The following is a 20,506-nucleotide window of genomic DNA, read 5'->3' on the forward strand; positions in this document are numbered from 1 at the left end:
AAAAGCGCTTACATATAACGATTTTATAAAACCATATATAACCAAAAAAATCGGTCGAGAAAAAAATCTCCCACAAAGTCTTGACTCAAACGTATCTTTTCGTCCGTTGTACAAATGAATCGTGTTATGTTAAAATGAAATTATTGTGATGTGCGTTGTTGGGGGTGTGAAGTATGCATACGTTTCTTGTTACGTTGCTCGTAATTGTTTCCATTGGAATGATTGCGGTCGTTTTATTGCAATCCGGTCGAAGCGCAGGGCTTTCTGGTGCGATTACAGGCGGCGCTGAACAATTGTTTGGCAAGCAGAAAGCGCGTGGTATCGATGCGGTATTACACCGTGTGACAGTTGTGCTTGCGGTATTGTTTTTCGTGTTAACAGTAGCTGTCACTTATTTTGAACTGTAACAGCGGTCCAGCGATGCGGATCGCTTTTTTCATGGAAGAAGGGAGGAATCGTTTTGAAGCTAGTTGCCCCACAACCGTTTACGTTTGAAGCTGGTGAACGCGCTGTCTTGTTATTGCACGGATTTACAGGGAATTCTGCCGATGTGCGGATGCTTGGGCGTTTTTTACAATCAAAAGGATACACGTGCCATGCGCCCATTTATAAAGGACACGGAGTGCCGCCAGAGGAGCTCGTTCATACCGGCCCAGAAGACTGGTGGCAAGATGTGATAAACGCTTACGAATATTTAAAACAAACCCATGAAAAAATCGCTGTTGTTGGATTATCGCTTGGCGGTGTGTTTTCGTTAAAACTTGGCTATACTGTTCCTGTCGTTGGCATCGTACCGATGTGTGCCCCGATGTATATCAAAAGCGAACAGACGATGTATGAAGGAGTTTTAGCATACGCTCGCGAATATAAAAAGCGAGAAGGAAAAAGCGAGGAGCAAATCGAGCGCGAAATGGCGGAGTTTGCGAAAACGCCGATGAAAACATTGAAAGCATTGCAACAACTTATTGCCGAAGTACGCGATCATTTAGATTTCATTTATGCGCCTGTTTTTGTTGTACAAGCGCGTCATGATGACATGATTAACCCGGATAGTGCAAATATTATTTATAACGGCGTTGAATCTCCAGTAAAACAAATAAAATGGTATGAGGAGTCAGGACACGTCATTACGCTTGATAAAGAAAAAGAACAGCTTCATGAAGACATTTATACGTTTTTAGAATCATTAGATTGGTAATCCTCAAAAGGAGGGATTGAATGAAAGAAAAATTATTAGCGTTTATGCGCGATGAAGCGTACAAACCGCTTACGGTGCAAGAGTTAGAAGAAGCGCTTCATATTACGGATGCGGCCGAGTTTAAAGAGCTTGTTAAAACACTTGTGGCGTTAGAAGAAGAAGGATTGATCGTCCGGACGAGAAGCAATCGGTATGGATTGCCAGAGAAAATGAACTTAATTCGCGGCAAAGTGACAGGTCATGCGAAAGGTTTTGCGTTTGTCGTCCCAGAAGACTCAACGCTCGATGACATTTTTATTCCACCGTCGGAATTAAAAAATGCGATGCATGGCGACACCGTTCTTGTGCGTGTGAACGGACAGCCAACAGGGGCGCGTCAAGAAGGGACGATCGTCCGCATTATTGAGCGGGGCATTACAGAAGTCGTCGGCACGTATACAGAAAGCAAAAACTTTGGCTTTGTTATTCCAGACGATAAAAAAATCGTCAACGACATTTTTATTCCGAAACATGCCGCAAACGGTGCCGTCGAAGGGCATAAAGTTGTCGTTCGTTTAACGACGTATCCGGAAGGACGTATTAGTGCAGAAGGGGAAGTTATTAAAATTTTAGGGCATAAAAACGATCCGGGGGTCGATATTTTATCGATCATTCATAAACATGGATTGCCGCTTCAATTCCCAGAAGACGTCCTTGAACATGCGAACAGCATTCCAGATACGATTTCGGAAGAAGATTTACAAGGACGGCGTGATTTGCGCAATGAAATGATCGTCACTATTGACGGGGAAGACGCAAAAGATTTAGACGATGCAGTGACTGTAACGAAATTAGAAAACGGAAACTATAAACTCGGTGTTCATATTGCTGATGTCAGTCATTATGTTACAGAAGGGTCGCCGATTGACCGCGAAGCATATGAGCGCGGAACGAGCGTTTATTTAGTTGACCGCGTCATTCCGATGATTCCGCATCGTTTGTCGAACGGCATTTGCTCGCTCAATCCGAAAGTCGATCGGTTAACGTTATCGTGTGAAATGGAAATCAATGACCGTGGCGAAGTCGTTCACCATGAAATTTTCCAAAGCGTCATTCGCACGACCGAACGCATGACATATTCTGATGTAAACCGCATTCTCGTTGATCGTGATGAAACGCTGCGAGAAAAATATGCTCCGCTTGTGCCAATGTTTGAGTTAATGGCACAATTAGCGGATATTTTACGAAATAAACGAATGAAACGCGGTGCAATTGATTTTGATTTCAAAGAAGCAAAAGTGCTTGTCGATGAAAATGGAAAGCCTTATGATGTCGTCTTGCGTGAACGTTCCGTTGCTGAACGATTAATCGAAGAATTTATGCTAGCAGCGAACGAAACGATTGCTGAACATTTCCATTGGATGAACGTGCCGTTTATTTATCGTGTGCATGAAGATCCGAAACCAGAGAAGTTACAACGCTTTTTAGAGTTCATTACAAACTTCGGTTATGTCGTCAAAGGAACGGGCAATCAAATTCATCCGCGTGCTTTGCAGGAAGTGTTGGAAGCGGTACGTGGCGAGCCAGAAGAAATGGTCGTGTCGACCGTCATGCTTCGGTCGATGAAGCAAGCGCGATATGATGCTGAAAGTCTCGGTCACTACGGATTATCAACGGAATTTTATACGCATTTTACATCACCGATTCGTCGCTATCCAGACTTAATTGTGCACCGACTCATTCGCACGTATTTAATCAACGGGCAAATCGATGAACAAACGCAACAAAAATGGGCGGAGAAGTTACCGGAAATTGCCGAACATACGTCGAATATGGAACGTCGTGCAGTCGAGGCAGAACGCGAAACGGATGACTTGAAAAAGACAGAGTTTATGGAAGATAAAATTGGCATGGAGTTTGACGGCATTATTAGCTCGGTGACAAACTTTGGACTGTTTGTCGAACTACCAAACACAGTCGAAGGGCTTGTGCACGTCAGCTATTTAACAGACGATTACTACCATTACGACGAGCAACATTATGCAATGATTGGTGAACGGACGGGGAAAGTGTACCGCATCGGCGACGAAATTACGGTGCGCGTCATTAACGTCAATAAAGAAGAACGTATCGTTGATTTTGAAATTGTCGGCATGAAAGGGCGAAAAAACAAACAGCCAAAAGCTGCTCCAGTCGTTATTGAAGGAAAGCGGAAAAAGAAAAAAGAAGAACAATGGCCGACGAAAAAAACAAAGAAAAGTAAAAAGTTTTTCGAAGACATCCCAAAAATGAAAAAGAAGAAAAAGAAAAAACGATAAGAAAAGCCTCGTCAGTAGAGGCTTTTCCTTTCTTCTTATTTTTGCTAAAATATTGGTTGTCTGAAGGGAGGGAAACAAATGCCAAAAGGGGAAGGAAAGCTGATCGCTCAAAATAAAAAAGCGCATCACGATTATTTTATCGAAGAAACGTACGAAGCAGGACTTGTGTTGCAAGGAACGGAAATTAAGTCCATTCGCGCAGGGAAAGTGAACTTAAAAGATTCATTCGCAAAAGTGGAAAAAGGCGAAGTGTTTTTACATAATATGCATATTAGCCCGTATGAACAAGGTAATCGCTACAATCACGATCCGTTGCGGACTCGCAAATTATTGCTTCATCGCCGCGAAATCAATAAACTCATCGGTTATACGAAAGAACAAGGCTATACGCTTGTTCCGTTAAAGCTTTACATTAAAGACGGCTTTGCAAAATTGTTATTGGGCGTCGGCAAAGGAAAGAAAAAGTACGACAAGCGCGAAGATATGAAAAAGAAAGAAGCGCAGCGTGAAGTCGAACGCGCTTTCCGCGAACGGCAGAAATAAACCCAGTATGTTACAATTGCAAAACACATGAAATGTGATATAATAAAACGTGTCAGCCAGTTACGAAAGCTTAAGCTTCCTTCGTACGTTTCTCTTATACGGGGACGTTACGGATTCGACAGGGGTAGATCGAGCTTAAGCTGCGAGCCGAGGGGATCGTCCTCGTAAAAACGTCACTTAAAGATAACTGGCAAAGAAAACTACGCTTTAGCTGCTTAATTTATGCGGCTAGCTCCTACCGCCATCGCCCATGTGGCGGCCTAGGGGTTCATAACAAGTGGGCTACGCCCAAGTCCGCCGTCTGAGGACGCGGGAAGAGAACAATCAGACTAGCTGCTCGGATGCCTGTCGGTAGGCGGAAGAAGCGGCGAAACATAAATATACCGACTACGCTCGTAGATGCTTAAGTGGCGATATCTCTGGACGTGGGTTCGACTCCCACCGTCTCCATACTTAATTAAAGATGAAAACGACTGCGTTCGCGGTCGTTTTTTATTTATTATCCCGTTTTTACCGTTAGCAACTTATATACTAAAAAAACTTATTGACAAAGATTATCAATATCGATTATGATTTTTTTGTAAATGATAATGATAATCATTAGAAAGGGGAAGGCGAGATGAGGAAAATATTTTCTTATGTGCTATCGCTCTGCCTGCTTGTTGGCTTGTTTACTTTTACAGGTGAGCTTACTGAGGCATCGACTAAGCTAACGATTAAAGATTTAGCAGGGCGAACGGTAACGTTTAATCGCGCACCGCAACGTGTCGTTGTATTAAGCCCGGGGGATCTACATACGCTTCGAGCGCTCGGTGTACAAGTGGTTGGGCGACCGACTACTGCGACGCCTGTTGATGCGAGCTTGCAATCAGTACCACAGGTAGGAAACATTCATCAACCAAACTTTGAAAAAATCGTTAGTTTACAACCAGACGTCGTTATTGCAAGTACATCTTTTTTAGGACATATTCAAAAAGCAGAATCATTGGGATTGAAAGTCGTTATCACTTCTGGTAGTTCTGTTCGTGATATTCAATCGTCTATTACGTTGCTAGGAAAACTATTTAACAAAGAACAAACAGCGAAAGTATTAGTCAGAAAAATTGATAATAAAGTAAAAAAATATAGTAAAACAAAAACGAAAGTGCGTGCTGTCATTTTATTCGGCTCAGGTGCTAGCTCACTTGTTGCTCTACCAACATCGTTTTCTGGTGATGTATTAGCAAAAGCTGGCGGGGAAAATATTGCGGCGAGCTTTTCGCAATTGAAAGACTATCCTGGCTACGCTAATTTGAGCACGGAGCGCATTATCGCAAGCAATCCGGATGTTATTTTCATTATCACACATGCGAATCATGCGGAAACAAAAAAAGCGATGATTAAACTCATGTCAACAAGTTCATGGCGCAACTTGAAAGCGGTGAAAAATAAAAATGTTATCTTTTTACCGAGTGAGTTATTTGCAGCAAACCCTGGTGTGAAAATTACTGATGCATTAGATCATATGAATAAAGAGCTATTAAAAGTGCGTGCGAAAACGAAAAAGTAGTGGATGAGGGATGACATCGTGGAAACGTTTCTCAGCGACATAAAAGAAAGAAAACATCCTTATGCGAAAAGAAGAGTATGGACGTTCGTTTTCCTTCTTATCTCGATCGTATTCGTATGTTTATACTCTGTCGTTACAGGAAGTGTAAAATTGCAATTGCACGAAGTTTGGGAAGGTCTTACAGGAGAAAAAGATTCTATGTTTTATACGATCGTATGGGACTTACGGTTGCCGAGAACGATCGTTGGATTAATTGTCGGCATGTGTTTAGCTATTTCTGGAACGATTATGCAAGGGGTAATGAAAAACCCGCTAGCTGATCCTGGCATTATCGGTGTATCGTCAGGAGCAGCATTAATGGCGGTCATTATTACAATTGTACTGCCGCAATATATCATTTTGTTGCCGTTTGCAGCGTTTATCGGAGGATTTGTCACAGCGATGCTTATTTATGCTTTAGCGTGGCAAGGTGGTTCATCAATTGCAAGAATTATTTTAGTTGGGGTGGCTATTAATGCGATTATTGGAGCAACGATGAGCGCCATTATGTTGCTGTACAGCGATCGCGTGCAAGCTGTTCTCCCCTGGATGGCAGGCGTCATTTCAGGAGCGACGATGGAACAGGCTAAATTACTTGTGTTTTACAGCATTCCGAGTTTGATTTTGTCACTCTTTGCTATTCGCCACATTCGCATTCTACATTTAGGGGATGAAATGGCGAAGTTGTTAGGGCATCATGTCGAACGTTCTCGTTTCCTTCTGATTGTAATTAGTACATTTTTAACAGGTATCGCTGTTAGCGTCTCTGGACTTATTGGCTTCATTGGTCTTGTTGTTCCCCATATGATTCGACTAATTGTTGGGAGCGATGATCGTTTTGTATTGCCGCTATCAGCATTAGGTGGTGGGGTGCTTCTTGTATTTGCAGATACGATTGCGCGCAGCTGGTTTGATCCAATTGAATTGCCTGTCGGTTTGTTACTATCCTTTTTAGGTGGACCATTCTTTTTATATATTCTCCATAAAAGGGGGAATGTGCGTGCTTTCGGCTAAATATGTCACCTATCAACATTCAGATCATTTCTCAATTGAGGATGTGCATGTCGACATTCAAAAAGGGGAAGTTGTTAGTCTAATCGGTCCAAACGGCTCTGGAAAATCGACGCTTCTTCGCCTTCTTTCCCATGTGTTAAAGCCAATTGGTGGGACGGTTTTATTGGACGGAAGTGAAATGCATACGTTAAGTCGTAAGGCGATCGCTAAAAAAATGGCGATGTTGCCACAAACGAACAATCATCAGTTAGATATGACTGTTCGAGAGCTCGTAGAGTTTGGAAGAAACCCTCATAAAGGTTGGTTTCAATCGTTAAACGAAGAAGATGAACAAGTCATTCGCTGGGCGCTAGAGATGACCAATTTACAATCGTACGAGTATCGTTTTTTACATTCTTTATCCGGTGGGGAGCGTCAACGCGCTTGGATTGCAATGGCTTTGGCACAGCGTCCACAAGTGTTGCTTCTTGATGAACCGACAACGTATTTAGATATCGCGCATCAGTTGGAAGTGATGGAACTCATTCAAATGTTAAATCAACAATTAGGAATGACGGTTGTGATGGTTTTACATGATATTAATCAAGCTGCACAATATAGCGATCGAATGATTGTGATGAAAGACGGAAAAATCCAATATGATGACCGCACGCAATGTGTGATTTGTAAGCAAATGTTTCAACATATATTCGGCATAGATGTAGATATTCGATATGAGGGGGATAAACCGTTTTTCATTCCCCTTCGAAAAAAGTGTTCCATTCCGTGCTTGACTTAGAAAAGGTGGCTGAACGCATTGGAAGATAAAAAAAGAGAGCGCTATGTGCAATTTTTAAAAGAGTGTAAAACGTTGATCATGAGTACGATAGATGAATGCGGGCATCCGTTCATTAGTTATGCACCGTTCGTTATGGATGAAGGTCATTTTTACATTTTTATTAGTCGAGCTGCTGAGCATTTTCAATATATTGAACGTTGTGAACGTATTTCGGTACTTTTGATTGCGGATGAATCGTCATCACCTCACTTGTTTGCGAGAGAGCGCGTTCGCTTCACATGTAAACGAACACATATAGAAAACGAAGGAAACGACCATATTTTTGCGAAGTTTCAACATATTCATGGAAAACCGATGATCAATTTGTTGCGAAGTATGGATTTTTCACTTTTCCAACTTACTCCGATCGAAGGGCGTTATGTTGCAGGTTTTGGGCATGCGTTCGATGTCGATTTGTTTGGTGAACGATTTGCGCATGTTGTCATTGATCAAAAATGAGAAGGGAGAATAGGGAGATGGTGAATGCAAAAAAAATGATAAGTATAGTCATGATGAGTTTTCTGTTTTGTAGTTTACTTTTTTCATTTCAGCCAACGGTTTCTGAAGCGAAGGGAAATGTCGCTACAACCGTTCATGAGGCGAAAGCGCAAATGAAAAAGGCGCATGCTACATATGTGACGCACGTTCAAAAAACAGGGAAACTTCCACCGCATGCTACCGTTTTAGCAGAGTATAAAAAAGCACACCATTTATATGTACAGGCGAAAAGAGTTGTTCAAACATCCGCGGGAAAAGAGAAAAAGAAATATGTGAGCGAGTTAGATGGGACGTATAAAACGTATATGGCTAAACGAGTGATTCCTTATTTGAATGCGTCCGTTGTATTTGAAGGATCAACGAAAGCAAGAATGGCTGTAGAGCAAGCTGTTGCCGATGAAGATATCGATGCGTTACAAACGGCGCATAAACAGCTACAAGTATACGTCCAAAATCGTCAACTTCACGCGTATAACAAAGTATTCGAAGCAAACGTTCGTCAATTGTTTTTAGGGGAGTTTTCTAAAGGTAAAACGCTTTACGACAAGTACGCACGCGATGTAAAGGTGTATGAGCAACTATTAAAAGCTCATGAATATCTCGAAGATGGAAAGGTTGTCGAAGCGAAAAAAGCGCTCGATATAGTTGAAGGGCTGTTAACAAAATTATCGGATACGTTTCGAACAGATTTGATAAATGAGTATCACACTTTGTTAGAGGTATATAACGATTTAATGACTTCGCCTGTAGCCGGGTTAGATTATGTTGAAGCAACAAACGGTGCTCTTACATTGTACTTTGATATCGCAGTTTCTTCATTGACGGCTGCTGATGTGAAAATCACCATGTCATTAAATAAAGGGGAAGAGCAAGTCGTTCAACCATTGGAAATTACACTAAGCGATGATCGAACAATGGCGACGATTACAGTTCCAATGATTCCGCAAACGGATCAGGAACAATCTGTCGTGTATGCAGTTGAGTACGCGGGGGGCAAAGTCTCTGCTGACCCTTTCACCATATCTAAAAAATAAAAATGGGAGAGATGAAAGATGTACGTTGTTACAAATGCAATTCGTGTAAAAAAAGGATATGCTCCACAGTTAGTTGAGCGATTTAAAGAAAGAAAAGGTATTGAGCAATCACCAGGGTTTATTCGCTTAGAATTGCATATTACACAAGGGCTTGAAGATCACGATGAAGTACGTGTATGCACTACGTGGGAAAATAAAGAATGTTTTGAGGCTTGGACAAAAAGTGAAGCATTTCGTAAAGCGCATGAACATAGGTCTAAAGATCGTCCTGACTATGTGCTTGGAAACCAAATGTTTTCATATGAAGTTGCCCTTTCTTTTCAAGCATAGAAAAAAAGCTAGGGAGCTAGTGCTCCTTAGCTTTATTTAATAATACCATCCGCCATATGGGTAAAACGGATACGGACGCGGTGGATAATAATATGGGCGTGGTGGATAAAACGGATAAGGCGTTAATGCGCTACCGAGCAATCCGCCTAAAAATCCTCCGAAAAATGGGGCGCCGAAAAAGCCGAAAAACGGTCTGCGACCATACATTGAGCCATCCCTCCTCTAAAATTCATCATTACATTTATACGATATGCAAGGCGTTTGTCCAATGGTTGGGCGACTTATCGTTTTCGTGATAAATCAATCGCTGTTCCATCATGTTTTTGAACGATAGGGCGTAATGGAGTATGAATGTAGTCTGTAAATCCAATGATCGTTGCCCACTCGTACGGACGGATTTGGATCAATTGTCCAACTTTATATAAAGTTGTTTTATCTAAAAAAATACGCAAAATGTGCGGGTCTAATTTTTTCTCCCGTTCGTTCCATACTGCTTCTAAAGCTTCGAATGATGTGTAACTCTTTTCACCAATATATCCGCCGACAAGTTCATCATAATATTGCGCAATGGCGATGATGCGACCGTATAAATGAATCGATTCCCCTGATTTTTTGTTCGGTGAATGGACGCCATCAAAATGTTCATGATGATCAAGAATGCCGTAAATAATTTCCTTCTTTCGGCAATATGTTGATGTCGAAATAAGCTCGATGGAATGTTTGAGATGTAATTGAATTAACTCTTTGTTTGCTCTTTCATTGTTTAAGTACACAACAAATTGTTCTTTAGGGACTTCTGTAAAACCGATATCTGCAAATAATGTCGCTAGACAAAGATTGATTAAATCTTCGTCACGCAGTTCTAAAGTTAAGCCGATCATTAAAGCGATAGATGTCGTGTTAATGCTATGAATGGCTAGTACGTCATGATATCGTTTTATTTTTTCATATAAATTTAAAATTTCTTTATCTTTTGAAATGATAAGATTTAGCCGTTCATCCATCTCTTTTGCTCGCCGTAGTAGACGAGTAGAATCTAATGTTTTTTCAATTAATCCCCATGTAGGCGCGAAGACGTTTAATTCGGATAAAAAGATCGGCTGTACATTTGTTTCTTCTGCTATCTCTATATCATATATCGCTGCTGTAATTGGAACTTGAATAAATTGTTTATGTATGTCAATAAGTTGTTTCATAGCTTCTATAAAAGCACGACTTGTATGTTCGCCAGCAAGCATAAACTCGTTCAGCTGTGGTTCAGATGATACAACGAGAAATGGAAAGTCGCGAGGGAACTGCTTTTTTATATGTTCAATAATCGATTCGCTTAACTTTTTATGTTTTTGTACGAATAATAATCCGTCGGGACGATATAAAGGATGTAAAAGAATATCTCCTGGAACGAGCTCATACGTCTGTTTTTGTTGGAACATACTAATCCCTCATTTCTAAAGCATTTTTCCTCATTATACAAAAAACCGACTGCATAAGCAGCCGGCTTTTCTCATTGCATCATATTGTTGTATGGAAATTGGCTCGCATATCCTTGGAATTGCTGATACGACTGTTGCAGTTTTTGTTGATCCGCTTGCTCGAGTGCATACCATCCTTTTTTGAACATTAAGTTGTACAATTCACGTTGACAGTTTTGTGTTTCGGTAAACATATGCAAAATTTCGTCATACAAATGTTGATGACTTGCTTCGTTTAAAAATGTACAATAACTGTCTGTCATATATTTTTCAGTCGATAACATATCATTAATAAAATCGCGATCGTTCATTTGTGGCGTTTTTGGAATTTGTGTTTCTGGATTTTGCACCTTCATGTCATGTCCTCCTTATTGAATATGCGCTGATGGTTGTAGTTGATGTAACAATTGTTGATAATGGCGCTGGTGCATTTGTCCAACGCGTTCAATCGCTTGTTTAATTTCTTGATCTTGACATTGTGAAGCGAAAAAATGTGCTTTTTTCATCGCAAGTAAATTCCATGAGAGCGCATCCGTTAAATAAAGAGCGTCTTTTGTTGAAATCATTTCAGGCGGTTGAGCCATCATTCCATGTTGATGCATGTTTATTTGCTGTTGCATGATCATCCCTCCATATAAAATCATGTTCGACTGTATATTACCCACGTGCTGTATAGTTATACGTATGTAGACAAAAAATATGATTATTCGACAAAAACATATTCAAGCTACTGAAAACGTGTTACAATACGGGTGGATGCGCTTGCAAAAGGGGGAAACAACAATGGAACAACTCATGCGCGATTTTTTCTTGTTTTTGTCAAAAAATAAAACGTTAACAAAATTGGCGAAACGGTACGGTCTTCGTTTCGGTGCGTCGCGTTTTGTAGCGGGAGAAACAATTGAACGGGCAGTGGAAGTCATTAAAGAACTCAATCGTAAAGGACTAGCGGTCACGATCGATTATTTAGGGGAATTTGTTGATAATGAACAAGAGGCCAATGAAATGGCGAACCATTCGATTGAGGCGATTCGTGCGATCGGCGCCAATCAATTAAATTCTCAACTATCACTAAAAATGACATCGATGGGATTAGACATTTCCGATGAGCTTGTCATGAAAAATATGCGCCGTATTTTAGATGAAGCAAAAATACATGGCGTATTTGTTACGATTGATATGGAAGATTATTCTCGTTGTCAAAAAACGATTGATATTTTTAAACAGTTGAAAAAAGAGTATGACAATGTCGGGACGGTACTACAAGCATATTTGTATCGGACAGAAAAAGATATTGAAGATTTAAATGCATATCATCCGAACTTGCGCCTTGTGAAAGGTGCGTATAAAGAGTCGCCGGAAGTCGCTTTTCCAGATAAAAAAGATGTAGATGAAAACTTTAAAAAGATTATTAAAATGCATTTGTTAAATGGTAACTATACAGCTGTTGCTACGCACGATGATGCGATTATCGAATATACGAAACAATTGGTAAAAGAGCACAATATTCCAAACAATCAATTTGAGTTTCAAATGTTATACGGCATTCGTCCAGAGCGCCAAGAACAATTAGTGCGCGAAGGCTATACGATGCGCGTCTATGTTCCATACGGAACGGATTGGTATGGCTATTTTATGCGTCGTCTAGCGGAACGTCCAGCCAATGTGGCGTTTGTGTTAAAAGGCATATTCAAAAAATAAAGGTGGGTATCTCCCACCTTTATTCATTTCCCATATTTTCTTTTCCGTATTGTTGGTTTTGGCTCGTTTTCTTTCCGCCTCCATCACGTTCTACCGTCGGACCAGCATTTCCTTTCACACTTGCAGCACTCACACCTGCTTTAGACGGGTGTTTTTTCATTTTCATCGCAAACTCACCTCCTTTCGTATCATGTCCTAAATCATTGACAAAATTCGCTACATTTATTTGTTGCGAAAATTTGAAATATAATTTATATTTAAGATAAAGGGAAAATGAATGATCATTCATTCAATTCGGATAAGGGGGAAGGAGCATGCGAATTAAAAAAGCAGCTGTTCTCGGTTCCGGTGTCATGGGATCGGGAATTGCGGCGCATTTAGCGAACGTTGGCATTCCGACATTGTTGTTAGACATCGTACCGAAAGAGTTGACAGCCGAAGAAAAAGCAAAAGGGTGGACGCTTGAACATAAACAAGTACGCAATCGCATTGTCAATCAAGCGGTCGAACGTTTAATGAAGCAAAAGCCAGCACCGCTCATGTCGAAAGAAAATTTAGCGTTCATTGAAGTCGGTAACTTTGAGGACGATTTTCACCGTTTAGCAGAATGTGACTGGATTATTGAAGTCGTTGTTGAGCGGCTTGATGTGAAAAAAAGTGTGTTTGAAAAAGTGGATGAAGTAAGAAAACAAGGAAGTATTGTCAGCTCGAACACATCTGGCATTTCCATTGAAGCGATGGCAGAAGGACGATCGGAAGATTTTAAAAAGCACTTTTTAGGCACGCACTTTTTTAATCCGCCGCGCTATTTAAAACTATTAGAAGTCATTCCGACAAAACATACTGATCCGGCAGTTGTGGCGTTTATGAAACAATTTGGTGAAAACGTGCTCGGTAAAGGAGTCGTTCTTGCAAAAGATACGCCAAACTTTATCGCCAATCGGATCGGTACGTACGGCTTGCTTGTGACGGTACGTGAAATGATGAAAGGCGGTTATAGCGTTGGTGAAGTTGACTCTGTAACAGGTCCATTAATCGGCCGTCCGAAAAGCGCAACGTTCCGCACGCTTGATGTCGTTGGTTTAGATACGTTTATTCACGTTGCTAACAACGTGTTTGAAAAAGTAGAAGGTGAAGAAAAAGAAGTATTTGCTGTTCCATCTTTTATGAAAACAATGGTTGAAAAAGGATGGCTCGGCAGTAAATCTGGTCAAGGATTTTTCTATAAGAAAGGAAAAGACATTTTTGAATTAAATTACGAAACGCTTGAGTATGAACCGACGAAGAAATTGAAGGCACCGTCTGTTGAAATGAGCAAACAAGCAAAAGGAACAACGAATAAATTGAAAGCGCTTGTATATGCGAACGATCGGGCAGGGCAATTGCTTTGGAACATTTTAAGTCCAACGTTATTATATTCGGCTGAGCTGCTTGGAGAAATCGCAGATGACATCGTAGCGATTGACCGTGCGATGAAATGGGGGTTTGGCTGGGAGCTCGGTCCTTTCGAAACGTGGGATGCAATCGGTGTGAAGCAGTCTGTTGAAAAAATGAAAGCGGAAGGTCGTCAAGTTCCATCATGGGTAGAACAGATGTTGGAAAAAGGGCATGAAACGTTTTATAAACACGAACATGGCCGAGTATCGTACTACGACCGTGGGCAATATAAACCGGTTGAAGAAAACGAAAAAGTCATCCATATTCAACGCTTAAAAGAACAAAAAGGGGTAATTAAGAAAAATAGTGGTGCAAGTTTGATCGACCTCGGTGACGATGTGGCGTTACTTGAGTTTCATTCACCAAACAATGCGATCGGTTTTGATATTGTTCAAATGATTAACTATGCGTTAGAAGAAGTTGACCGCAACTATAAAGGACTTGTCATCGGAAACCAAGGGAAAAATTTCTGTGTCGGTGCGAACCTTGCGATGATTTTAATGGAAGCGCAAGATGACAACTATTTTGAAATCGAAATGGTCGTTCGTCAATTCCAACAAGCGATGATGAATATTAAATATAGCGCAAAACCGGTTGTCGTTGCCCCATTTGCGATGACGCTTGGCGGCGGAACGGAAATTTGCTTGCCAGCTTCACGCATTCAAGCATCCGCTGAAACGTATATGGGACTTGTCGAAGTCGGCGTTGGTCTCATTCCTGGTGGCGGTGGAAATAAAGAGCTGTATATTAAACATTTGAGCGGCATGCCGAACGGTGTGGAATTTGATCTACAAAAAGTTGCAAATAAAGTGTTTGAAACAATTGCGATGGCGAAAGTATCAACGTCTGCCGCGGAAGCGCGTGAATTGAATTTCTTAAACGGGCAAGATGGCATTTCGATCAATGGCGACCATCTCATTCATGACGCAAAACAAGCGGTGTTAGCGTTATATGAGAGCGGATACAAGCCACCGGTGCGCAAAAAAATTCCGGTTGTCGGGGAAACAGGCTATGCGACGTTGTTGCTCGGTGCGCAAGGAATGTATCATTCCGGTTACATTTCGGAACATGATTTAAAAATCGCGAAAAAACTTGCTTACGTCATTGCTGGTGGAAGCGTACCGTACGGAACAGAAGTGGACGAACAATATTTGCTTGATTTAGAGCGGGAAGCATTTTTAAGCCTTGTCGGCGAGCCGAAAACACAAGCGCGCATGCAACATATGCTTGTGAAAGGAAAACCGTTAAGAAACTAAGGGGGGATTGACGTGAAAGAAGCGGTCATCGTTGCCGGAGCGCGTACGCCTGTCGGCAAAGCGAAAAAAGGGACGTTAGCTAACGTCCGACCAGATGATTTAGGGGCGATCGTTGTCAAAGAAACGTTGAAACGAGCAGGGAACTACGAAGGAAATATTGATGATCTGATTATCGGATGTGCCATGCCAGAAGCGGAACAAGGACTAAATATGGCGCGCAACATTGGTGCGCTTGCTGGTTTGCCATACACGGTACCAGCGATCACGATTAACCGTTATTGTTCATCAGGACTACAAGCCATTGCTTATGCGGCTGAAAAAATTATGCTTGGACACGCGGATACAATTATTGCTGGCGGCGTGGAGTCGATGAGCATGGTGCCGATGATGGGGCATGTCGTACGTCCGAACGTGAAGCTCGCAGAAAGCGCGCCAGAGTACTACATGTCGATGGGACATACGGCTGAGCAAGTGGCGATGAAGTACGGTGTGACGCGGGAAGAACAAGATGCATTCGCGGTTCGTAGCCATCAAAGAGCAGCAAAAGCGATTGCAGAAGGAAAATTTGTCGATGAAATTGTACCAGTTGATGTGACTGTCCGTCATATTGAAAATAATAAATTAGTAGAAAAAAAGGTGACGTTCAGTCAAGATGAAGGGGTTCGCCCAGACACAAATATGGAGACGCTTGCGAAGTTGCGTCCTGCGTTTTCGGTAAACGGAACAGTAACAGCTGGAAACGCTTCGCAAACGAGTGACGGAGCAGCTGCGGTGATGGTCATGGATCACGAAAAAGCGAAAGCGCTCGGTTTACAACCACTTGGTAAGTTCCGTTCGTTTGCAGTGGCAGGTGTTCCACCAGAAGTGATGGGCATCGGTCCGATTGCAGCGATTCCAAAAGCACTTGAGCTTGCGGGACTTGAGCTTTCTGATATCGGTTTAATTGAATTAAATGAAGCGTTCGCATCGCAAGCGATTCAAGTCATTCGTGAACTCGGATTAGATGAAGAAAAGGTGAACGTGAACGGAGGAGCGATTGCTCTCGGTCATCCGCTCGGTTGCACCGGAGCGAAGTTAACGTTGACACTTTTACATGAAATGCGTCGTCGCAACGAACAATTTGGTATTGTCACGATGTGTATTGGTGGCGGCATGGGTGCTGCTGGCGTATTTGAATTATTATAAGAGGGGGAATAAACAATGGAAAAAGCATTACAAATTGCGCAAGGTGGTAGCTTTTTAATTGAAGATATATCGCCAAATCAAGTGTTTACACCAGAAGATTTTACAGATGAACAAAAAATGATTGCGAAAACGACAGAAGAATTTGTCGTTAATGAAGTGTTGCCACAACTTGAGCATTTAGAAAATCATGAATTTGATCGCTCAGTTGCTCTTTTAAAACAAGCAGGCGAACTTGGATTGCTCGGCGCAGATGTGCCAGAAGAATACGGCGGCTTGAGCTTAGATAAAATTAGCTCCGCATTAATTGCTGAAAAAATGGCGCGCGCTGGAGGTTTCTCTATTTCGCACGGTGCGCACGTCGGAATCGGTTCGCTTCCAATCGTCTTGTTCGGAACAGAAGAGCAAAAACAAAAATATTTACCAGCGCTTGCGACAGGCGAAAAAATTGCTGCTTATGCGTTAACTGAGCCAGGTTCTGGTTCGGATGCGCTCGGTGCAAAAACGACAGCAAAACTCAATGCGGAAGGTACGCATTACATTTTAAATGGAGAAAAGCAATGGATTACAAACGCTGGATTTGCTGATGTGTTTGTTGTGTACGCAAAAGTAGACGGTGAACACTTTACAGCATTTATCGTTGAGCGCGAATTCCCAGGCGTATCGACAGGCGCAGAAGAGAAGAAAATGGGCATTAAAAGCTCATCGACGCGCACATTAATTTTACAAGATGCCCTCGTTCCGAAAGAAAATGTACTTGGCGAAATTGGAAAAGGTCACGTCATTGCGTTTAACATTTTGAATATCGGTCGTTATAAACTCGGTGTTGGTGCTGTCGGTGGAGCAAAACGTGCGCTTGAAGTGACGATTCAATATGCAAATCAACGTCAACAGTTTAAAACGCCAATTTCGAAGTTTTCGTTAACACAAGAAAAATTAGCAACAATGGCATCGAAATTGTATGCAGCTGAAAGTTCCGTTTATCGCACAGTCGGTTTATTTGAAGCGCGCATGGGACAATTAACAGATGAACAAGCAAAAGATGGAAAAGAAACGGCAAAAGCGATCGCCGAATATGCGATTGAATGTTCGTTAAATAAAGTGTTTGCGACAGAAATGCTCGATCACATCGTAGATGAAGGCGTACAAATTCACGGTGGCTATGGTTTCATGCAAGAATACGAAATTGAGCGCATGTATCGCGATTCGCGCATTAATCGTATTTTCGAAGGAACGAACGAAATTAACCGCCTCCTTGTGCCAGGTATGTATTTGCGTAAGGCGATGAAAGGTGAATTGCCACTTTTACAAAAAGCACAACAACTGCAAGAAGAGTTAATGATGCTTATGCCTGAAGAAGTAGGCGATGGCGTGCTTGAACAAGAAAAATATCTTGTTCGCAACGCGAAAAAAATTGCTTTAATGATCGCAGGATTAGCGGCTCAAAAATTCGGTCCGAAACTTGAAAAAGAACAAGAAGTGCTTGTAAATATTGCAGATATTGTCAGCAACGTGTATGCGATGGAGTCAGCACTATTGCGTACGGAAAAAGCAATTGCGCAATCTGGGGTTGAGAAAAATAAACAAAAAGTATTGTATACACAAATTTTCTGCCAAGAGGCGTTTAACGAAATTGAAGCGCATGCGAAAGAAACGATCGTTGCTGTGGAACATGGGGACATGTTGCGCATGATGCTATCGGCGTTGCGGAAATTAACGCGCCATACGCCAATCAACGTCATTGCGAAAAAACGTGAGGCGGCAGCAACGTTAATTGAAGCAGAGCGATATGTTGTGTAATAATGGAAGTACCAGACACATCGTCTGGTACTTTCGCTTTGTTATTGTACATAAGGATGATGAGGTGAGAAAATGACGACATTTTATTGGTATCCAAAATGCGGCACATGTCGCAAGGCGAAAAAATGGCTAGATGACAACAACATTTCCGTACAAGCTGTACATATTGTAGAACAGCCCCCGTCAAAAGAGCAGTTGCGGACGTTATATGAAAAAAGTGGGCTTGATTTGAAAAAATTTTTTAATACGAGTGGCATGAAGTATCGTGAACTTGGATTAAAAGACAAATTAAAGACGATGACAGAAGAAGAAATGTTACAATTGTTGTCATCGGACGGCATGTTAATTAAGCGTCCAATCATCACAAATGGAGAGCAAGTCATTGTCGGATTTGACGAACAAAAATATCATGAAATGTTTAAATTGTCGTGAAATCGTGTCGAAAATCGTGTATGATGAAAAGGAAAACAATGTGTTGGAGGGACAACGATGAGCATTCCAAAAGAGCTGCGTTATTCACAAGAACATGAATGGGTGCGTGTCGAGGGGGATACGGTTCGCATTGGTATTACAGATTTTGCCCAATCGGAACTCGGCGATATCGTATTTGTTGAGTTGCCAGAAGTCGGCGCACAACTTACAGCAAACGAGCCATTTGGTAGTGTTGAATCAGTAAAAACAGTATCTGAACTATATGCACCGATCAGTGGCAAAGTGATAGCTGTGAATGAAGAGTTAAACGATAATCCAGAGTACGTGAATGAATCACCGTATGATAAAGCGTGGATGATCGTCATCGAGCCAAGCGATATGAGCGAAGTAGACAACCTACTAACTGCTGAACAATACGAACAAATGATTAATCAAGACTAAAAAACAAATCGCAGGGCACCCTACAACACAGGGGTGTCTTTTTTGTTGAAACAAAAAACAATTGATATTACAAACGATGTTGTTGGGAAATTAAATAAGCATGGAAGTTTTCAGCTGTTTTATGACAACGAATGTGTTGGAGAGTTTGCTCAGGAAACGAACGAATTCAAGCTGAAAAGCGGATATGTAGAACAACAAGGGCGCATTTTGAAAACGGTGACAGTTACTGAACATCCAGATGCGAAATATGTGGATTGCGACACAGAAGGTGGTTGGTGTTAAGGACAGTGGCATCGCTGTCCTTTTCGATTTCATAAAAGGAGAAAAAGTGAACGACAACGAATATAATATACATAAATGAATGTGCAAGGTGATGACGATGGCGATCATTGAAGTGGAAAAAGTGATTATTGTCGAGGGGCGGTCAGATAAAAGAAAGATCGAGAGCATTATTAGTGAGCCAGTAGAAATTATATGCACAAACGGAACGCTCGGTACCGCCAAACTTGATGAATTAATCGAAGCTTTGTATGATAAAGATGTGTACATTTTAGTTGACTCTGATGAGGCGGGAGAAAAATTGCGTCGCCAACTTCGCCGTGAGTTTCCGGAAGCTGAGCATTTATATATTGATAAAATGTATCGTGAAGTTGCAGCTGCTCCGAAACATCATATTGCGGTCGTATTATTAAGCGCAAATATCGATGTACACGCACAATATTTGTAGAAAGTTGTGTGATGATTGTGAAGGTCGTTTATATGTACACGCCATTATGTGGCACATGCCAAGTGGCAAGCCGTATGGTTGATGTGCTTGAACAGTTATTGCCAACTGTCACGTTTGAGCGTCAAGACTTAAATTATGTGCCTGACAAAGCGATCGAATGGCATATTGAAAGCGTTCCATGCTTACTTATTTTTAAACGTGGTAAACTCGTGAAAAAAATATACGCCTTTCATTCCGTTCCACATGTATATGAAACGTTGCGAAAGCTGGCTGAATAAGCCAGCTTTCGACATATTTCTTGGGAAATTGACGAGGAAGGAAGACATTTGTCGAGCAGTTATAGAAGGAACTCACCGTCTTCGTATGGAAACAATGAATACGACAATACATGGGACGGGGGCGGTTGTATGAATATGTTAACACCAATTTTACCAAATGACGGTTTATATATTCAATTGCAATGGGAAAGCGGGCAAATTTTATTAAGCATATCAAAAGAAGGAATTCAACGCGTTGAAAAAGCGAACGAGGATCGGGTCATATCGATTCGTGGTTCCGCACAGGCCATTATGTCACTACTACAAGGATCGTTAAAACTTCAGCAACAACTTCGCTTAAACGAATTGTCCGTCACAGCATCGTTTCGCCACATTTTATTATTAGAGTCAGTTTTCTTTCTTGCTAAACCGTACGATCTTGTTCATTGACGAGCAGTTTTTATCGTGTTAAAATTCAAAAT

General features: G+C 41.5%; 25 protein-coding genes and 1 other RNA gene. 21 read left to right on the forward strand and 5 right to left on the reverse strand.

The genetic code is table 11. The features are described from left to right. The first annotated feature begins 173 nt into the window (after positions 1–173). From secG to EKC99_RS06805, 11 genes are all read left to right on the forward strand, one after another. Positions 174–407 carry a preprotein translocase subunit SecG gene (gene secG / locus EKC99_RS06755; RefSeq protein ID WP_009362284.1) on the forward strand — a complete coding sequence of 78 codons (234 nt, stop codon included), beginning with the start codon at positions 174–176 and terminating at the stop codon, positions 405–407. A 53-nt stretch (positions 408–460) separates the two neighbouring features. Beyond that, entirely contained in the window at positions 461–1,198 is a 738-nt protein-coding gene (locus EKC99_RS06760; RefSeq protein WP_075039411.1) for an alpha/beta hydrolase, read from the forward strand. Between the two features lie 20 nt (positions 1,199–1,218). Next, positions 1,219–3,495 (forward strand): ribonuclease R, encoded by a 2,277-nt coding sequence (gene rnr, locus EKC99_RS06765; RefSeq protein ID WP_163151180.1) that lies wholly within the window; start codon positions 1,219–1,221, stop codon positions 3,493–3,495. Between the two features lie 78 nt (positions 3,496–3,573). Further along, positions 3,574–4,038 (forward strand): SsrA-binding protein SmpB, encoded by a 465-nt coding sequence (smpB, locus tag EKC99_RS06770; RefSeq protein ID WP_003399367.1) that lies wholly within the window; start codon positions 3,574–3,576, stop codon positions 4,036–4,038. A gap of 100 nt (positions 4,039–4,138) precedes the next feature. Further along, positions 4,139–4,491, forward strand: a transfer-messenger RNA (tmRNA) gene (gene ssrA, locus EKC99_RS06775). Between the two features lie 166 nt (positions 4,492–4,657). Next, positions 4,658–5,587 carry an ABC transporter substrate-binding protein gene (locus EKC99_RS06780; protein WP_163151182.1) on the forward strand — a complete coding sequence of 310 codons (930 nt, stop codon included), beginning with the start codon at positions 4,658–4,660 and terminating at the stop codon, positions 5,585–5,587. Between the two features lie 3 nt (positions 5,588–5,590). Continuing rightward, positions 5,591–6,640 (forward strand): FecCD family ABC transporter permease, encoded by a 1,050-nt coding sequence (locus EKC99_RS06785; protein WP_163151184.1) that lies wholly within the window; start codon positions 5,591–5,593, stop codon positions 6,638–6,640. Further along, a complete protein-coding gene (locus EKC99_RS06790; RefSeq protein ID WP_425339073.1) occupies positions 6,621–7,418 on the forward strand; it encodes an ABC transporter ATP-binding protein in 798 nt (265 codons plus the stop codon). Before EKC99_RS06785 ends, EKC99_RS06790 begins: the two co-directional genes overlap by 20 nt. Positions 7,419–7,436: 18 nt before the next feature. After that, positions 7,437–7,916: a HugZ family pyridoxamine 5'-phosphate oxidase gene (locus EKC99_RS06795; RefSeq protein ID WP_055441484.1), complete on the forward strand. Its 480-nt coding sequence runs from the start codon at positions 7,437–7,439 to the stop codon at positions 7,914–7,916. 17 nt (positions 7,917–7,933) lie between these two features. Further along, positions 7,934–8,989: a Surface layer protein gene (locus tag EKC99_RS06800; RefSeq protein ID WP_240468824.1), complete on the forward strand. Its 1,056-nt coding sequence runs from the start codon at positions 7,934–7,936 to the stop codon at positions 8,987–8,989. 18 nt (positions 8,990–9,007) lie between these two features. Beyond that, positions 9,008–9,319 (forward strand): antibiotic biosynthesis monooxygenase, encoded by a 312-nt coding sequence (locus tag EKC99_RS06805; protein WP_163151188.1) that lies wholly within the window; start codon positions 9,008–9,010, stop codon positions 9,317–9,319. Positions 9,320–9,355: 36 nt separating this feature from the next. On the opposite strand, the gene EKC99_RS06810 is transcribed toward EKC99_RS06805, so the two are convergent. From EKC99_RS06810 to EKC99_RS06825, 4 genes are all read right to left on the reverse strand, one after another. Continuing rightward, complete coding sequence (locus EKC99_RS06810; RefSeq protein WP_003398351.1) at positions 9,356–9,526, reverse strand: hypothetical protein; 171 nt, start codon at positions 9,524–9,526, stop codon at positions 9,356–9,358. A gap of 74 nt (positions 9,527–9,600) precedes the next feature. Further along, a complete protein-coding gene (locus EKC99_RS06815; protein ID WP_163151190.1) occupies positions 9,601–10,752 on the reverse strand; it encodes an HD-GYP domain-containing protein in 1,152 nt (383 codons plus the stop codon). Between the two features lie 71 nt (positions 10,753–10,823). Then, complete coding sequence (locus EKC99_RS06820; protein ID WP_055441481.1) at positions 10,824–11,147, reverse strand: spore coat protein; 324 nt, start codon at positions 11,145–11,147, stop codon at positions 10,824–10,826. 12 nt (positions 11,148–11,159) lie between these two features. Continuing rightward, on the reverse strand, positions 11,160–11,411 hold the full coding sequence (locus EKC99_RS06825; RefSeq protein WP_055441480.1) for a hypothetical protein: 252 nt from the start codon (positions 11,409–11,411) through the stop codon (positions 11,160–11,162). A 163-nt stretch (positions 11,412–11,574) separates the two neighbouring features. Between EKC99_RS06825 and EKC99_RS06830 the strand changes: the two genes are divergently transcribed. Further along, the gene (locus EKC99_RS06830; protein ID WP_032101373.1) at positions 11,575–12,492 is read left to right on the forward strand and encodes a proline dehydrogenase family protein; all 918 of its coding nucleotides are present in this window, start codon (positions 11,575–11,577) and stop codon (positions 12,490–12,492) included. Between the two features lie 19 nt (positions 12,493–12,511). On the opposite strand, the gene EKC99_RS06835 is transcribed toward EKC99_RS06830, so the two are convergent. Further along, positions 12,512–12,658, reverse strand: a complete 147-nt coding sequence (locus EKC99_RS06835; RefSeq protein ID WP_009362277.1) for a YuzL family protein — start codon at positions 12,656–12,658, stop codon at positions 12,512–12,514. Between the two features lie 148 nt (positions 12,659–12,806). Here EKC99_RS06835 and EKC99_RS06840 point away from each other — a divergent pair, with 148 nt between their 5' ends. The 9 genes from EKC99_RS06840 (at position 12,807) to EKC99_RS06880 (ending at position 20,474) form a co-directional block, all read left to right on the forward strand. Beyond that, entirely contained in the window at positions 12,807–15,185 is a 2,379-nt protein-coding gene (locus EKC99_RS06840) for a 3-hydroxyacyl-CoA dehydrogenase/enoyl-CoA hydratase family protein (protein ID WP_163151192.1), read from the forward strand. 12 nt (positions 15,186–15,197) lie between these two features. Beyond that, the gene (locus tag EKC99_RS06845; protein WP_009362275.1) at positions 15,198–16,370 is read left to right on the forward strand and encodes an acetyl-CoA C-acetyltransferase; all 1,173 of its coding nucleotides are present in this window, start codon (positions 15,198–15,200) and stop codon (positions 16,368–16,370) included. A 15-nt stretch (positions 16,371–16,385) separates the two neighbouring features. Beyond that, positions 16,386–18,167, forward strand: a complete 1,782-nt coding sequence (locus tag EKC99_RS06850) for an acyl-CoA dehydrogenase family protein (RefSeq protein WP_021093670.1) — start codon at positions 16,386–16,388, stop codon at positions 18,165–18,167. Positions 18,168–18,239: 72 nt separating this feature from the next. Next, positions 18,240–18,599: an arsenate reductase family protein gene (locus EKC99_RS06855; protein ID WP_021093669.1), complete on the forward strand. Its 360-nt coding sequence runs from the start codon at positions 18,240–18,242 to the stop codon at positions 18,597–18,599. A gap of 57 nt (positions 18,600–18,656) precedes the next feature. After that, the gene (gcvH, locus tag EKC99_RS06860) at positions 18,657–19,040 is read left to right on the forward strand and encodes a glycine cleavage system protein GcvH (protein ID WP_021093668.1); all 384 of its coding nucleotides are present in this window, start codon (positions 18,657–18,659) and stop codon (positions 19,038–19,040) included. A 42-nt stretch (positions 19,041–19,082) separates the two neighbouring features. Further along, positions 19,083–19,322 (forward strand): YusG family protein, encoded by a 240-nt coding sequence (locus tag EKC99_RS06865; RefSeq protein WP_021093667.1) that lies wholly within the window; start codon positions 19,083–19,085, stop codon positions 19,320–19,322. Between the two features lie 97 nt (positions 19,323–19,419). Beyond that, positions 19,420–19,767 (forward strand): ribonuclease M5, encoded by a 348-nt coding sequence (locus EKC99_RS06870; protein ID WP_021093666.1) that lies wholly within the window; start codon positions 19,420–19,422, stop codon positions 19,765–19,767. An 8-nt stretch (positions 19,768–19,775) separates the two neighbouring features. Continuing rightward, positions 19,776–20,045 (forward strand): thioredoxin family protein, encoded by a 270-nt coding sequence (locus EKC99_RS06875; protein WP_035062821.1) that lies wholly within the window; start codon positions 19,776–19,778, stop codon positions 20,043–20,045. A 129-nt stretch (positions 20,046–20,174) separates the two neighbouring features. Further along, the gene (locus tag EKC99_RS06880) at positions 20,175–20,474 is read left to right on the forward strand and encodes a hypothetical protein (RefSeq protein ID WP_021093664.1); all 300 of its coding nucleotides are present in this window, start codon (positions 20,175–20,177) and stop codon (positions 20,472–20,474) included. Positions 20,475–20,506 lie beyond the last annotated feature (32 nt).

The organism is Anoxybacillus sp. MB8 (assembly GCF_011006755.1).
In the GTDB taxonomy this organism is placed as follows: Bacteria; Bacillota; Bacilli; order Bacillales; family Anoxybacillaceae; genus Anoxybacillus; species Anoxybacillus gonensis.

Coding starts and splice junctions, on each gene's coding strand:
- secG (WP_009362284.1), top strand. CDS start 174: ATGCATACGTTTCTTGTTACGTTGCTCGTAATTGTTTCCATTGGAATG.
- rnr (WP_163151180.1), top strand. CDS start 1,219: ATGAAAGAAAAATTATTAGCGTTTATGCGCGATGAAGCGTACAAACCG.
- smpB (WP_003399367.1), top strand. CDS start 3,574: ATGCCAAAAGGGGAAGGAAAGCTGATCGCTCAAAATAAAAAAGCGCAT.
- EKC99_RS06780 (WP_163151182.1), top strand. CDS start 4,658: ATGAGGAAAATATTTTCTTATGTGCTATCGCTCTGCCTGCTTGTTGGC.
- EKC99_RS06785 (WP_163151184.1), top strand. CDS start 5,591: ATGAGGGATGACATCGTGGAAACGTTTCTCAGCGACATAAAAGAAAGA.
- EKC99_RS06790 (WP_425339073.1), top strand. CDS start 6,621: ATGTGCGTGCTTTCGGCTAAATATGTCACCTATCAACATTCAGATCAT.
- EKC99_RS06800 (WP_240468824.1), top strand. CDS start 7,934: ATGGTGAATGCAAAAAAAATGATAAGTATAGTCATGATGAGTTTTCTG.
- EKC99_RS06805 (WP_163151188.1), top strand. CDS start 9,008: ATGTACGTTGTTACAAATGCAATTCGTGTAAAAAAAGGATATGCTCCA.
- EKC99_RS06810 (WP_003398351.1), bottom strand. CDS start 9,526: ATGTATGGTCGCAGACCGTTTTTCGGCTTTTTCGGCGCCCCATTTTTC.
- EKC99_RS06815 (WP_163151190.1), bottom strand. CDS start 10,752: ATGTTCCAACAAAAACAGACGTATGAGCTCGTTCCAGGAGATATTCTT.
- EKC99_RS06820 (WP_055441481.1), bottom strand. CDS start 11,147: ATGAAGGTGCAAAATCCAGAAACACAAATTCCAAAAACGCCACAAATG.
- EKC99_RS06825 (WP_055441480.1), bottom strand. CDS start 11,411: ATGCAACAGCAAATAAACATGCATCAACATGGAATGATGGCTCAACCG.
- EKC99_RS06830 (WP_032101373.1), top strand. CDS start 11,575: ATGGAACAACTCATGCGCGATTTTTTCTTGTTTTTGTCAAAAAATAAA.
- EKC99_RS06835 (WP_009362277.1), bottom strand. CDS start 12,658: ATGAAAATGAAAAAACACCCGTCTAAAGCAGGTGTGAGTGCTGCAAGT.
- EKC99_RS06840 (WP_163151192.1), top strand. CDS start 12,807: ATGCGAATTAAAAAAGCAGCTGTTCTCGGTTCCGGTGTCATGGGATCG.
- EKC99_RS06850 (WP_021093670.1), top strand. CDS start 16,386: ATGGAAAAAGCATTACAAATTGCGCAAGGTGGTAGCTTTTTAATTGAA.
- EKC99_RS06855 (WP_021093669.1), top strand. CDS start 18,240: ATGACGACATTTTATTGGTATCCAAAATGCGGCACATGTCGCAAGGCG.
- gcvH (WP_021093668.1), top strand. CDS start 18,657: ATGAGCATTCCAAAAGAGCTGCGTTATTCACAAGAACATGAATGGGTG.
- EKC99_RS06870 (WP_021093666.1), top strand. CDS start 19,420: ATGGCGATCATTGAAGTGGAAAAAGTGATTATTGTCGAGGGGCGGTCA.
- EKC99_RS06880 (WP_021093664.1), top strand. CDS start 20,175: ATGAATATGTTAACACCAATTTTACCAAATGACGGTTTATATATTCAA.